Source organism: Flavobacterium terrisoli (assembly GCF_030167905.1).
Taxonomy (GTDB): Bacteria; Bacteroidota; Bacteroidia; order Flavobacteriales; family Flavobacteriaceae; genus Flavobacterium; species Flavobacterium terrisoli.
Genome location: NZ_JARGNA010000010.1, coordinates 98153 through 110429, shown reverse-complemented (window position 1 = coordinate 110429; position 12277 = coordinate 98153). Strand labels below are relative to the sequence as shown.

The 12277-nt window shown below is 38.2% G+C and carries 14 protein-coding genes; 11 read left to right on the top strand and 3 right to left on the bottom strand.

Annotated elements, in window-relative coordinates; all coding sequences use genetic code 11:
- Positions 1-61: 61 nt before the first annotated feature.
- Together P1K33_RS14635 and P1K33_RS14630 are read left to right on the top strand one after the other, a co-directional pair.
- Entirely contained in the window at positions 62-691 is a 630-nt protein-coding gene (locus tag P1K33_RS14635) for a 4'-phosphopantetheinyl transferase family protein (protein ID WP_284653737.1), read from the top strand.
- The gene (locus P1K33_RS14630; RefSeq protein ID WP_284653736.1) at positions 692-1189 is read left to right on the top strand and encodes a hypothetical protein; all 498 of its coding nucleotides are present in this window, start codon (positions 692-694) and stop codon (positions 1187-1189) included.
- Here the strand turns inward: P1K33_RS14630 and P1K33_RS14625 are convergent.
- Entirely contained in the window at positions 1186-1473 is a 288-nt protein-coding gene (locus P1K33_RS14625) for a hypothetical protein (protein WP_284653735.1), read from the bottom strand. The genes P1K33_RS14630 and P1K33_RS14625 overlap by 4 nt on opposite strands.
- Before the next feature lie 137 nt (positions 1474-1610).
- On the opposite strand from P1K33_RS14625, the gene P1K33_RS14620 reads away from it, so the two are divergent.
- The 5 genes from P1K33_RS14620 to P1K33_RS14600 all read left to right on the top strand — a co-directional run bounded on the left by P1K33_RS14620 (position 1611) and on the right by P1K33_RS14600 (position 7358).
- Positions 1611-2318 carry a phosphoglycerol geranylgeranyltransferase gene (locus P1K33_RS14620; protein WP_284653734.1) on the top strand — a complete coding sequence of 236 codons (708 nt, stop codon included), beginning with the start codon at positions 1611-1613 and terminating at the stop codon, positions 2316-2318.
- On the top strand, positions 2318-2932 hold the full coding sequence (gene pnuC, locus P1K33_RS14615; RefSeq protein WP_284653733.1) for a nicotinamide riboside transporter PnuC: 615 nt from the start codon (positions 2318-2320) through the stop codon (positions 2930-2932). Before P1K33_RS14620 ends, pnuC begins: the two co-directional genes overlap by 1 nt.
- Positions 2899-4500 carry a DUF4301 family protein gene (locus tag P1K33_RS14610; protein WP_284653732.1) on the top strand — a complete coding sequence of 534 codons (1602 nt, stop codon included), beginning with the start codon at positions 2899-2901 and terminating at the stop codon, positions 4498-4500. The genes pnuC and P1K33_RS14610 overlap by 34 nt, the downstream gene beginning before the upstream one ends.
- Positions 4490-4891, top strand: coding sequence for an alternative ribosome rescue aminoacyl-tRNA hydrolase ArfB (gene arfB, locus P1K33_RS14605; protein WP_284653731.1), 402 nt, complete (start codon positions 4490-4492; stop codon positions 4889-4891). The genes P1K33_RS14610 and arfB overlap by 11 nt, the downstream gene beginning before the upstream one ends.
- 274 nt (positions 4892-5165) lie before the next feature.
- Positions 5166-7358 carry a TonB-dependent receptor gene (locus P1K33_RS14600; protein WP_284653730.1) on the top strand — a complete coding sequence of 731 codons (2193 nt, stop codon included), beginning with the start codon at positions 5166-5168 and terminating at the stop codon, positions 7356-7358.
- A gap of 33 nt (positions 7359-7391) precedes the next feature.
- Here P1K33_RS14600 and P1K33_RS14595 read toward each other — a convergent pair whose 3' ends face one another.
- Positions 7392-7817, bottom strand: coding sequence for a Rieske (2Fe-2S) protein (locus tag P1K33_RS14595; RefSeq protein WP_284653729.1), 426 nt, complete (start codon positions 7815-7817; stop codon positions 7392-7394).
- 161 nt (positions 7818-7978) lie between these two features.
- On the opposite strand from P1K33_RS14595, the gene greA reads away from it, so the two are divergent.
- The 3 genes from greA to P1K33_RS14580 all read left to right on the top strand — a co-directional run bounded on the left by greA (position 7979) and on the right by P1K33_RS14580 (position 10072).
- Positions 7979-8455: a transcription elongation factor GreA gene (gene greA / locus P1K33_RS14590; protein WP_284653728.1), complete on the top strand. Its 477-nt coding sequence runs from the start codon at positions 7979-7981 to the stop codon at positions 8453-8455.
- 1 nt (position 8456) lies between these two features.
- Positions 8457-8846 carry an HIT family protein gene (locus P1K33_RS14585; protein ID WP_284653727.1) on the top strand — a complete coding sequence of 130 codons (390 nt, stop codon included), beginning with the start codon at positions 8457-8459 and terminating at the stop codon, positions 8844-8846.
- A gap of 74 nt (positions 8847-8920) precedes the next feature.
- Entirely contained in the window at positions 8921-10072 is a 1152-nt protein-coding gene (locus P1K33_RS14580; protein WP_284653726.1) for a transglutaminase domain-containing protein, read from the top strand.
- On the opposite strand, the gene P1K33_RS14575 is transcribed toward P1K33_RS14580, so the two are convergent.
- The gene (locus tag P1K33_RS14575) at positions 10069-11223 is read right to left on the bottom strand and encodes a sensor histidine kinase (RefSeq protein WP_284653725.1); all 1155 of its coding nucleotides are present in this window, start codon (positions 11221-11223) and stop codon (positions 10069-10071) included. The genes P1K33_RS14580 and P1K33_RS14575 overlap by 4 nt on opposite strands.
- A gap of 178 nt (positions 11224-11401) precedes the next feature.
- On the opposite strand from P1K33_RS14575, the gene P1K33_RS14570 reads away from it, so the two are divergent.
- A complete protein-coding gene (locus P1K33_RS14570) occupies positions 11402-12277 on the top strand; it encodes a flavin reductase family protein (RefSeq protein WP_284653724.1) in 876 nt (291 codons plus the stop codon).

Sequence of the window (12277 nt, the reverse complement as noted above, 5' to 3'; positions counted from 1 at the left end):
TTTTGTGAATTGTTTAGCACCTTAATTTTCTGAAAAACAAACAGATAATTTAAAATTACCCATGCCGCTACTAAAAATCAAAGCTTTAAATGAAACGACGCAATTGTTGGTTTGGAAAATAACCGAAACATTTGACGAACTTTTTCGCAGTGTTGCGCTAAAGGATGTTTCATTAGCGCGATTGGAAGGCATGAAAGCCGAAAGCCATCAAAAAGGTTTTCTCAGTGTGCGGCGATTGCTAATGGAAGCCGGTTACACCGATTTTGATTTGTACTATGACGAATTCGGGAAACCACATTTGCAAGATGGCAAACACATTTCCATTTCCCATTCCAATGACTTTTCGGTGATTGTGTTAAGCAATGTAAACATCGGCGCCGATTTGGAAATCCTAAAAGACAAAACGGTAAAAATCGCACCGCGTTTCATGGATGTTTCGCATTTAAAAAATCTATCCGAGGAAGATTTACTGAAAAAAGCTACCGTTGTTTGGGGCATCAAAGAATCGGTGTTTAAAATCAAAAACGAAATCGGCATCAGTTTCAAAGACCATATTTTTGAAAACGATTTTACTTTAGCCGATAAAAAATGTACCGTCGAATTGCGGTTTAACGACAAAACAGAACACTTCAATATTCTTTTTGATTTTATCGAGGATTATGTGTTTGTTTGTGCCTTTAATTCGGTCTAAATGAAGAAAATAGTATCAGCCATTTTAGGAATCGCACTTATAGCCTGCAATCATAAAGAAAACAGTAGTAATCAAATTCCTGATATAAACGGTTCCGAAATCCAGATTGATTCTGCTACCGTTGACACCACCACATCTAATGTTGGACTCAACTCTTTTGATGAATTCCCCGAGGAAATTGATGGTCCGGGTTGCTTCTTTGCCATTGATGAAAAAGACTATGATGACGGTCATTATGTTTATGCAGATAATGCAGACAGTATTTGCTACATAAAAATGAATGACGAATTTATCCGGTTTGAATTGGCAGAACGCAAACGCGATACCACTTTTAATACCTACATCAGAAAATTCAAAAGTGATGATTACCAATTATCTGTTGACGTAAAAAAGGTCAAGGAAGTTGGTGAAGCCTACTTTTTTAAAGGGTCAATGTTTATAAAACATAAAGATGAACCTGCTGTAGAAAAGGAACTTTACGGTGTTTGCGGCTGTTAAATAAACCACACGTTCAGCACAATCATCAGCAGGCTTAACAGTAAACTGAAAATGGTCATATTAAAAACCGTTTTTGGCGTCAGTTGGGCCAATATTCCAACATTCACCAAGGTACAGGTAACTACCACCATTCCCAATTGAATCATTTGTAATAGAGAAGTTCCGTTTTCCAAAATATACATTGCGGCAGCACCGCCTAAACAACTTTGGCCAATAATAACTAAGGCGGCAAAACCTACATAACTTTGTTGAAAATCTCCGAGTGTTTTTTGATATAGTGTCATGATTTCTATGTATTTATAATTTATACCACAAAATTACCTCGCCAACTCAGCGTAAAAAATGACATAAATCATGTTTTAGAAAGTTTTACGGATTTCAAAAAAGGGCTACATTTACAATCCATTAAAAAAACTCGCTAATGTTGTATGACCAAATGTTATCGGCCAAAAAGGAAAACCAAAAACTGTTGGCTATTCTTCTCGATCCCGATAAGCTGGATTTAGAAAATGCAATAGATTTGGTTTCGAAAATCAACCAATCGCCGGCAACCCATCTTTTAGTTGGCGGCAGTTCATTTAATGGTGACCATTTGTGTGAATTGATTGCGTTGCTAAAGCAAAAAACAAGGTTGCCATTACTTCTGTTTCCGGGAAATCCAACACAAATTTCAGGTGAAGCCGATGGCATTCTATTCCTGATGCTGCTTTCGGGCAGAAATCCGGATTATCTGGTCGAACACCAAATTGACGCGGTTCCTTTTTTGGAAAAAACCAATCTGGAAATCATCTCAACCGGCTATATTTTGATTGAAAGCGGCAGCGAAACTGCAGTGGAACGCGTAAGCAAAACAAAACCTTTAGACCGTAATAATTTAGATTATGCTGCTCAAACAGCCAAAGCCGGAGAATTAATCGGAAACAAATTAATTTATCTCGAAGCCGGAAGCGGTGCGCAGCAGGCTGTCCCTTTGGAGATGATTGCCAGCGTTTCCAAGAGAATTTCCGTACCATTGATTGTGGGCGGCGGCATTCGCTCCAAAGCCGGAATCGAAACCGCTTTTGCATCCGGAGCCGATATGGTGGTTATTGGGACAGCTTTTGAAAATGATATAAACTTTTTTGACTAATGCTCGAATTTTTTCTTTCCCAATATAAAAATACTTCTGCAACTCAAATTGTATTGGAGTTTTTGGTTTTTGTATTAGGAATCGCCAGCGTTTTTTATGCCAGAAAAGAAAATATATTGGTTTATCCGACAGGTTTGATTGCGACTGTTATTACGACTTATTTGCTGTATCAAGCCAGTTATTTTGGAGATATGATGATGAATGCTTATTATTCAATCATGAGCATTTACGGTTGGTACAAATGGACATCTAAGAAAAATGAACCCGATTTACAGATCAAAAGAACCAATACACGTGAAAAAATTATAGGTGTCGGATTGTTTTTTCTGACGATGTTAATTACGTATCTGGTTTACAAGTTTTTTGATTACAAACTTGAAATTCCTAATTATATTGATATTTTTACATCCGGTCTTTTTTTTACAGCAATGTGGTATATGGCATTGAAAAAAATAGAAAATTGGACTTTATGGATTATTGGTGATTTTATAGTTGTTCCGCTATTTGCCTACAGAGGTTTAGGAATGCTGTCACTTCAATATTTAATTTTTACAATTATTGCCATCTATGGCTATTTAGAATGGAAGAGAATTTTACAAGAAAAGAAAGCTTAGCCAAGAAATACGGACTTACACAAACCGACTTTGAGCAAATCAAAGCGCATGGGATTTCTTTGGATAAAATTGAAGGCGAACTTTTATTGTTTCAATCCGGAATTCCAAAGATTTATCTGGAAAGACCAGCTACGATTGATGACGGAATTGTAAAACTAACCCGTGAAGAGTTTGAAACACAAGCTGTTTTTTTTGACGAAAAGAAGTCAAATCTCAAGCTGAAAAAATTTGTTCCGGCATCCGGAGCAGCCAGCAGAATGTTTAAGTTCCTGAACGAATTTTTAAACGAATTCGATCACGAAAACGAAACCATCAATGCTTATATCAACCGCAAAAAAGACAAGAACCTGTCTATTTTCCTTGCCGGAATTGAAAAGTTTCCCTTCTACGAAGAAATCAAAACCAAATTAAAAGAACACCACGCCGATTATTATTCGCTGGAAAGCCACGAAAAGAGTTATCATTTTATAAAATTGATGTTGGCAGCCGATTATTTTGATTTTGCCAGCAAACCCAAAGCAGTACTCGATTTTCATAAGTATGACAATCATATTGCCACACCGGTTGAAGAACACCTGAATGAATGTGCTTTTTATGCCTCATCCAATTCGGTTTCCCATCTGCATTTTACCGTTTCGGAAAATCATGAAAAATTATTTCAGAAGATTATCAATGAAGTCAAGGAAAAAGTAGAGGCAAAATCGAAAACAAGCCTAAACGTTAGTTATTCTTATCAGGACAAAAGCACAGATACGATTGCGGTTAATCTCAACAACCAACCGTTTCGCACCGAAAAAGGTGAGTTGACTTTCCGTCCGGGCGGACATGGCGCCTTGATTAACAATTTGAACAATCTGGACGCTGATGTGATTTTCATCAAAAATATCGACAACGTGATCCAAAATCATATTGAAGAAATCACACTCTACAAAAAGGGATTGGCCGGGATTTTATTGGAATTGCAGGAACAGGTTTTCCAAATTCTAACCACAATCGACAATCAGGCAATAAAAGAGGAAAGTATTTCAGCTATCATTGATTTTATGAAGCAAAAGCTGAATATTGATGTGCTGGAAGACTTCTACAAATACACTTTGGAAAACAAAATTGACTTTATCAAAAATAAACTGAATCGCCCGATTCGCATTTGTGGCATGGTGAAAAATGAAGGAGAACCCGGCGGCGGACCGTTTTGGGTGAGAAGTTTCAAAGGCAATGTATCCTTGCAAATCGTGGAAAGTTCCCAGGTAGACACACACAACTCAGAGCAGGAAGATATTTTGAATAAGGCGACTCATTTTAATCCTGTGGATTTGGTTTGTGCCACCAAAAATTACAAAGGGCAAAAATTCGATTTAACCCAATTCGTAGACCAAAGCACCGGTTTTATTGTACACAAAAACAACAAAGGAAAAGATTTAAAAGGGTATGAATTACCAGGATTGTGGAATGGAGCGATGGCCAAATGGATTACCGTTTTTGTCGAAGTCCCTTTGGTGACTTTTAATCCGGTGAAAACCGTAAACGACTTGCTTAAACCTGCACACCAACCCCAATATGAAAACTGACATAATTCTCACAGAGCTTCAGTTTAAAGCAGTCAGAAGTTCGGGTGCCGGAGGGCAAAATGTTAACAAAGTCTCTTCAAAAGTGGTGTTGACTTTTGATTTAAATAACTCTCAGGCATTGACTTTGGAAGAAAAAGAGTTGCTGACTCATAAACTGGCGACGAGATTAACTTCGGAAGGGTTGCTTATCATAAACTGTGATGAAGATAGGAGCCAGCTCAAAAACAAAACCATAGTCACTAAACGTTTTTTGGAATTGATCACTAAATCATTGATTGTTCCCAAAAAAAGAAAAGCCACTAAAATTCCGCGTTCGGTGATTGAAAAAAGAATCAAAGCCAAACGGAATCTTTCCGAAATCAAACAAAACAGAAGAAAACCCCATTTTTAATTTTTGAAGTTGTCTTTGGATATTTACTTTTTTAAACAGTATCTTTGCGCTGTCTCAAAGGGGTGCTCAAATGCGGGCTGAGATTATACCCAATGAACCTAGAACAGGTAATGCTGTTTAGGGACGGCCGAGCGTAAAGAAAATGTCCTGTGGGCATTTTTAGCGAAGGAGCGAGCAGGCGCCGCTGGCAAATTCGCAATCAAAGGCCAATCATTTACCGAATTTTTAATTTTAACAAAGAATAATTACCCCTTTTATTCGTAACATTTTACGAATGAAAACTTTATTCAATTTTTTAAGAGCAAAGAATAAAGAAAAAAGAACAAAGACAGTTCTATTTTCTATTTTCTATTCTCTATTTTCTATTTTCTCCTTTTCACAGGAAAAACAGCAAGACAGCACCAAAGTCAACCCACTCGATGAGGTAACGGTTTCAGCGGTCAGGGCGAAAGGCAAAGACCCAATCACCTTTTCCAATCTTTCCAAAAAAGAAATTGCACCTCGAAATTTAGGGCAGGACATTCCCATTTTACTCAATTATCTACCGTCAGTTGTTACAACAACAGATGCCGGAAATGGCGTAGGTTATACGTATATGAGAGTTCGTGGTGCCGATGGTTCGCGCATCAATGTGACTTTAAACGGTGTTCCGTTTAACGATAGTGAAAGCCAGGGAACTTTTTTTGTCAATCTGCCCGATTTTGCCTCATCTTTAGAAAGCATTCAATTGCAACGCGGGGTTGGAACATCAACCAATGGTGCCGGCGCTTTTGGCGCTAGTTTGAACATGCAGACCAAATCTTATCAGGAGAAAGCCTATGCTGAAATTGCCAACTCGGCAGGAAGTTTCGGAACCCGTAAACACACTTTGGCTTTTGGAACCGGTTTGCACGATAATTTCGAAATGAATGCCAGATTCTCCAATATCGCTTCTGATGGTTATATCGATAGGGCTTCTTCGAGTTTGTTCGGGTATTTTTTTAATGCCAATTATGTAACCAAAACCACTTTGGTGCAAGCGCTCGCTTTTGGTGGAAAAGAGAAAACGTATCAGGCTTGGTATGGAATCGAAGATCCAGATCAACTGGACAATGACCGAACGTTCAATCCGGCAGGAATGTACTTTGACGAAAGCGGCAATAGGAGATTCTACGATGACGAAACGGATAATTACTGGCAGAATCATTTTCAATTGCATTGGTCTGAAAAGTGGTCTGAAAAATGGATTACAAACACGGCCTTGCATTACACCATCGGGAAAGGTTATTTTGAACAATACAAAGAAGATGAAACTTTGGCCGATTACAATTTGCCCGATTTTGAAGGAAATGCCATTTCTGATTTAGTTCGAAAAAGATGGCTGGATAACGACTTTTTTGGCGCTACTTTTTCATTGAATTACAAGACAGCCAAAACCGATGTTTTAATTGGCGGTGCTGCCAATCGCTATTTAGGGAAACATTTCGGAGAAGTGGTTTGGACGCAGTATTATATTCCAAATTCAAACCGTTATTACAATAACATAGGCAATAAAGACGATGTAAATTTTTATGCCAAAGCTTCGCAACAATTCGGAAAGCTCAACGTGTTTGCCGATTTACAATACCGTATGGTTTTTTATCAGGCAACCAGCGTAAGATTTAGCGATATAAACGACACCTTCCGATTTTTTAATCCAAAAGTTGGTCTGAATTACCAACTAAATGATAAAAATTCATTCTATGGTTATTTTGGTATAGCCAATAAGGAACCAAGACGCGATGATTATGAAAACGGAAGTGTAAAACCGGAGCGTTTGTTTGATTATGAATTGGGTTGGAAATACAATACAAAAAAAGTAAAAGTTTCCGCTAATGCTTTTTACATGAACTATCTCGACCAATTGGTGTTGACTGGTGCCTTAAATGATGTTGGCTCACCCATTTTCACCAATAGCGGTAAAAGTTATCGTGTAGGTTTGGAAATCGAATCGGTCATTGCGATTACGGATAAACTAATCCTGAATCCGAATGTGACTTTGAGCCAAAATAAAAACCAGGATTTCTACTTTCAAAGAGATGGTGTTTTGCAAAATTTAGGCGATACCGATATTGCCTTTTCACCTAGCATCGTTGCCGGAAACCGAATCACCTTTTTGCCCCTGAAAGATTTCCAAATTTCGTTATTGTCTAAGTTTGTTGGCGAACAGTACATGGGAAATATCGATTCAGATCAATCGAAGTTGGAGGCCTATTTTGTCAATGACTTAAATGCTTCCTATGAATGGAAAATCAACAAAGGAATAAAGTCAGTTGTTTTCTCAGTATTGGTCAACAATTTATTTAATCTGGAATATGAATCCAATGGTTATTTCTATACCTATGACGATGACTGGAGTAATCCGGGAAGCGTTACAACGCTGGAAGGTGCCGGATTTTATCCACAGGCCGGAATCAATTTCCTGGCAGGATTGACCTTGAAGTTTTAATAAATAAAAAGTCCCGATTTACTCGGGACTTCTTTAATTGGTAACCACCAAAGTGTTTCCGTTGACTTCCACACGATATTGCTTCATCGGATATTGTTGTCCCGGGCTTTGGCCTGAAAATAGATTGTAAACGGTATCATCACAATCACAAGTCGCTTCAATGCCGCTAATGGTCATAGGTGATGGACAACTTTCAAAAGGTTGGTTTGGACAAGCCAAATCAAAAGCCACAAAGCCACTTCCTGTATTAAAAACCACCAATCCGCGTGCGCCTGACATCGGACCGTAATCAACAATATGATTGCTCGGAAACTGTAAATTGGAATAACCCGGCAAACTCATGTTGATTTGCAGATAGACCGTATAATTCGGAATATTGGGATTGCGGTTATTGATGCTACCACCGTCACAGCCATAGGCTAAGGGCAGCAATAATAGCAGGATGATTATCTTTTTCATGTAAATTTATTAAATTACTATAGCGAAACAAATTTAAATTAATTAACTTTGACATGCGTTACAAAACGCTGACAAATTTGAAATAAATTAAAAAATAATATCTTTGCAAAAAGAAATCCCGTTGCGATGGGATTTTTTCTATTTATATAAATGATGAAATTATGAGTACAGTATCGTATTACACCGCTGATGGATTAAAGAAATTGAAAGACGAATTAGAGCAACTTAAAAGTATAGAAAGACCAAAAGCTTCGCAAGCCATTGCTGAAGCAAGAGATAAAGGCGATTTGTCTGAGAATGCAGAATATGACGCAGCCAAAGAAGCACAAGGCATGTTGGAAATGAGAATTGCCAAAATGGAAGAGGTATATTCCAACGCCAGATTGATAGATGAATCACAATTGGACGTTTCAAAAGCTTTGGTTTTATCGAATGTAAAAATCAAAAACCAGGCAAACGGGATGGAAATGAAATACACTTTGGTTGCCGAGAGTGAAGCCGATTTAAAATCAGGGAAAATCTCTGTGAGTTCTCCGATTGGCAAAGGTTTGCTTGGTAAAAAAGTAGGCGAAATTGCCGAAATCAGTGTGCCTAACGGAAAATTAAATTTCGAAATCCTGGAAATATCAAGAGACTAAAATGAGTTCTATTTTCACCAAAATAGTCAACGGGGAAATCCCGGCTTATAAAATTGCTGAAGACGATAATTACTTGGCTTTTTTGGATGTGAATCCTAATGCCAAAGGTCACACGCTTTGTATTCCGAAACAGGAAATCAACAAAATTTTTGATATGGAAGAAGAACACTATTTGGGATTGATGCAATTCTCCCGAAAAGTGGCCAAAGCCGTCGAGAAAACCGTTCCTTGTAAAAGAATCGGCGTTGCTGTCGTTGGACTGGAAGTGCCGCATGTTCATGTGCATTTGATTCCGCTTCACGATATGGATGACATGCGTTTCCAGCGAAAAGTGGCTTTGACCAGAGAAGAATTTGAAGATTTGGCGAAAGCCATCCAAAATAATTTGTAAATTTTTTTTACATAAAGTGAGATAACCCTGCAGATTTTAAAATTTTGGCAGGGTTTTTTATGTGTAAAACCATCATGAAAAACAGCTTAATCCTTTTTTTACTCTTTTTGGGCCAGCTTTCCTTTGGTCAGGTTGCCAATGAGTATTTGACTATTGACAAAAAAACAGCACAGATTCCGGCCAGTTCAGCTACAACGACGGCGGAAATTGCAAGTTATATTGATTCCAATTTTAAAACGGAAACCGAAAAAATAAGAGCGGTTTTTTATTGGACAACAAACAATATCGCCTATGACGTGCCCAATATGTTTGAACCCAACCAGCTCGATTCACCACAAGAGAAAATTGACAAAACCCTGAAATCAAAACAAGGTGTTTGTATTCATTATGCTGAGGTATTTAAAGACATCGCCAATAAATTAAACATAAAAACCATTATCATTTCGGGCTATACAAAGCAGTTAGGGCAAGTGGCGCCGATTTCTCATGCCTGGTGTGCTTCCAAAATTGATGGTTCGTGGTTTTTGTTTGATCCAACCTGGGGCGCGGGTTATGTGGAAAAGCAAAAATTCGTCAAAAAAATGAACAATGCTCATTTTAAAGTAGAACCCAAAAAAATGATCAACACACACATGCCTTTTGATTATTTGTGGCAATTTTTGAATTCGCCTTGGACCAATCAGGAGTTTTATGATGGGAAAGAAGCCGTTGGTAAAGCCAAAAACAATTTTGATTATTTGGCAGAAATTGAGAAGTATGACAAATTATCAGATGGGGAAAAAGCTTTTCAGGCAGCGGCAAGAGTGGAGAAAAACGGTTTTAAGAATCCTTTGATTTTGCAATATCACACTTATTTGAAAAACCAATTTACCGCGCTGACTCAGAACAAAAACATCGAAAAGTTGAATGATGTTGTGGCTGAATATAATGAAGCGGTGAGTTATCTTAATGATTTTATTTTTTACAAGCAAAGGAATTTCAAACCGGCCATTTCCGATGAAGAACTAAAGAATATGATGAAAACCATCAAAGAGAAATTCAAAAAATGCAATGATGATGTTTATAAAGTGGGTTCGGTTGGAAGCCAGAACAGTGCTATGGTTTCCGGTCTGAAAAGAAATATCAGTCAAAGTTTACTCGAGGTGGAGAAACAGGAAGCTTTTCTCAATGACTATTTGAGCAGAAACAAAATAGGCAGAAAATTAATGTTGTCAAACCAACGTTAATTTGGTTTTTGCCATTTTTTGAAGGAAACCTGCATCGTAGTGCCTTTGCCAACTTCGGATTGTAATACTTTGATTTTTCCTTTGTGATATTCCTCTACAATTCTTTTGGTTAAGGATAAGCCCAAACCCCAACCGCGTCTTTTGGTGGTAAATCCGGGCTCGAAAACCCGTTTAAACTGGTTTTTCGGAATGCCTTTTCCGGTGTCAGACACACGAATTTTAACATAAGTATTGTCACTTTCTATGACTACGGATAATTTGCCTCGGCCTTTCATCGCGTCGATGGCGTTTTTGACTAAGTTTTCTACGGTCCAACTGTGCAATGCCGGATTGAGCATAACCATAACCGGCTTTTTAGGTGCCTTAAAGGAAAACTCCACCTGACTTGAAAATCGTGATTTCAGGTAATCAAAAGACTCTTCCGTTTCGGCAATAATATTCCGTTTTTCCAATATCGGTTCAGAACCTATTTTAGAGAACCTATCGGTGATGGTCTGCAGTCGGGTAATGTCTTTTTCAATTTCGGAAATCGTCGTAGGATCTACATTGTCGGCTTTCATGATTTCGAGCCAACCAATTAATGAAGACAACGGCGTTCCGATTTGGTGCGCAGTTTCCTTAGCCATTCCGGCCCAAAGCTTGTTTTGGGTCGCCATTTTGGTGCTGCGGTAAAAGTTGTAAACCAAGCCGCCAAAAAGAAAAATAATCAGCAATAAAGCTACCGGATAGTATTTCAATTTATTCAATAAAGACGAATCGCCATAATATAAATTGTGCGTTCTGCCTTCAGAAATTTGCATGACAATCGGGTCGTTTTGATTTTTCAGTTTTTGTAAAAACTGTTTCAGCTTAACTTTGTCCTTTTCGATATCTTCATCGATGTTCTTGGTATTGATGATGGAATCCTTTTCGGTAACTATGATGGGGATGGTAGCGGTTTGGATAATATGCAGAGGCAAATCAACATCGGTATATTCATTAGCGTTGATTAAAGTTTCTTGGGATTTGGCCCAAAGTTCCATTTTGACCCGTTCCTCTTCCTTAAAAATCTGGAAAAAAGAATAAGTATTCCAAAGAATCAAAGCCACGATGACAAAGGAAGCCATAATGATAATCCAGCGGGTGATGTTTCTTTTTTCGGAAAACTGCATTGACAAATTTTTTATAAATATAGACAAAACCGCCAAAAGTGCAAGACGAATTCTGTTTAGCCCTGATGTGAGCGTTTACCGTGTAAAAGCGGACAGCAGGAAAATGGATGCCCAAAATGCCCAAACCGTTCGCTGCTAAAATCAATTAAAATTGTATTTTTGGGGAAAACAAAAAATCATGCTCAGTTTTGAACCTCATACACTGTCACCGGCGCAATTGCAGGGCTATTTGCAAAGTGCGGTAGCACCACGACCGATTGCTTTTGCCAGTACAGTCGATAAAAACGGCAAACCCAATTTGTCGCCCTTCAGCTTTTTTAATGTGTTTAGTTCCAATCCGCCGATACTGGTTTTTTCACCGGCACGACGCGTGAGAAACAATACGACCAAACATACTTTGGAAAACTGTGAAGCAACCAGACAAGTAGTAATCAATGTGGTGAATTATGATATTGTGCAACAAGCTTCGTTGTCGAGCACTGAATATGCTGATGGGGTAAATGAATTCATCAAATCGGGTTTGACGATGTTGCCTTCGGATATGGTAAAACCGTATCGCGTAGCCGAAAGTCCGGTGCAAATGGAATGCAAAGTCAACGAAATTATCGCTTTGGGGAATCAAGGCGGCGCCGGAAATTTGATTATTTGCGAAGTGGTTAAAATTCACATTAATGAAAACATCCTGGACGACAAAAATATGATTGACCAACGCAAGATTGATTTGGTTTCGCGTTTGGGCGGAAATTGGTATTCGCGTGTCAATCCGGGCTTGTTTGAGGTCGAAAAACCTTTGACAACACTGGGAATAGGCGTAGATGCCATTCCGGATTTTATCAAAAAAAGCCCTGTTTTTGACGGGAATGATTTGGGTAAATTAGGAAATGTTGAAGCATTGCCAACACAAGAAGAAATTACTATATTTGTACAACAAAATTTTGCCGTAAAAGGTGTTTTGAGCTCGGATGACGAGCAAAAAATACACCAAAAAGCAAAAGAATATCTGAATAATAATGAAGTGCTTTCGGCTTGGAAAGTACTTTTAGCAAAACAATAA

Bases quoted from the DNA above. Each gene is read 5' to 3' on its own strand.
- P1K33_RS14595 (WP_284653729.1), bottom strand. From the start codon at position 7,817: ATGAAAAAGATAATCATCCTGCTATTATTGCTGCCCTTAGCCTATGGC.
- P1K33_RS14635 (WP_284653737.1), top strand. From the start codon at position 62: ATGCCGCTACTAAAAATCAAAGCTTTAAATGAAACGACGCAATTGTTG.
- P1K33_RS14610 (WP_284653732.1), top strand. From the start codon at position 2,899: ATGGAAGAGAATTTTACAAGAAAAGAAAGCTTAGCCAAGAAATACGGA.
- P1K33_RS14620 (WP_284653734.1), top strand. From the start codon at position 1,611: ATGTTGTATGACCAAATGTTATCGGCCAAAAAGGAAAACCAAAAACTG.
- arfB (WP_284653731.1), top strand. From the start codon at position 4,490: ATGAAAACTGACATAATTCTCACAGAGCTTCAGTTTAAAGCAGTCAGA.
- greA (WP_284653728.1), top strand. From the start codon at position 7,979: ATGAGTACAGTATCGTATTACACCGCTGATGGATTAAAGAAATTGAAA.
- P1K33_RS14580 (WP_284653726.1), top strand. From the start codon at position 8,921: ATGAAAAACAGCTTAATCCTTTTTTTACTCTTTTTGGGCCAGCTTTCC.
- P1K33_RS14630 (WP_284653736.1), top strand. From the start codon at position 692: ATGAAGAAAATAGTATCAGCCATTTTAGGAATCGCACTTATAGCCTGC.
- P1K33_RS14585 (WP_284653727.1), top strand. From the start codon at position 8,457: ATGAGTTCTATTTTCACCAAAATAGTCAACGGGGAAATCCCGGCTTAT.
- P1K33_RS14575 (WP_284653725.1), bottom strand. From the start codon at position 11,223: ATGCAGTTTTCCGAAAAAAGAAACATCACCCGCTGGATTATCATTATG.
- pnuC (WP_284653733.1), top strand. From the start codon at position 2,318: ATGCTCGAATTTTTTCTTTCCCAATATAAAAATACTTCTGCAACTCAA.
- P1K33_RS14625 (WP_284653735.1), bottom strand. From the start codon at position 1,473: ATGACACTATATCAAAAAACACTCGGAGATTTTCAACAAAGTTATGTA.
- P1K33_RS14600 (WP_284653730.1), top strand. From the start codon at position 5,166: ATGAAAACTTTATTCAATTTTTTAAGAGCAAAGAATAAAGAAAAAAGA.
- P1K33_RS14570 (WP_284653724.1), top strand. From the start codon at position 11,402: ATGCTCAGTTTTGAACCTCATACACTGTCACCGGCGCAATTGCAGGGC.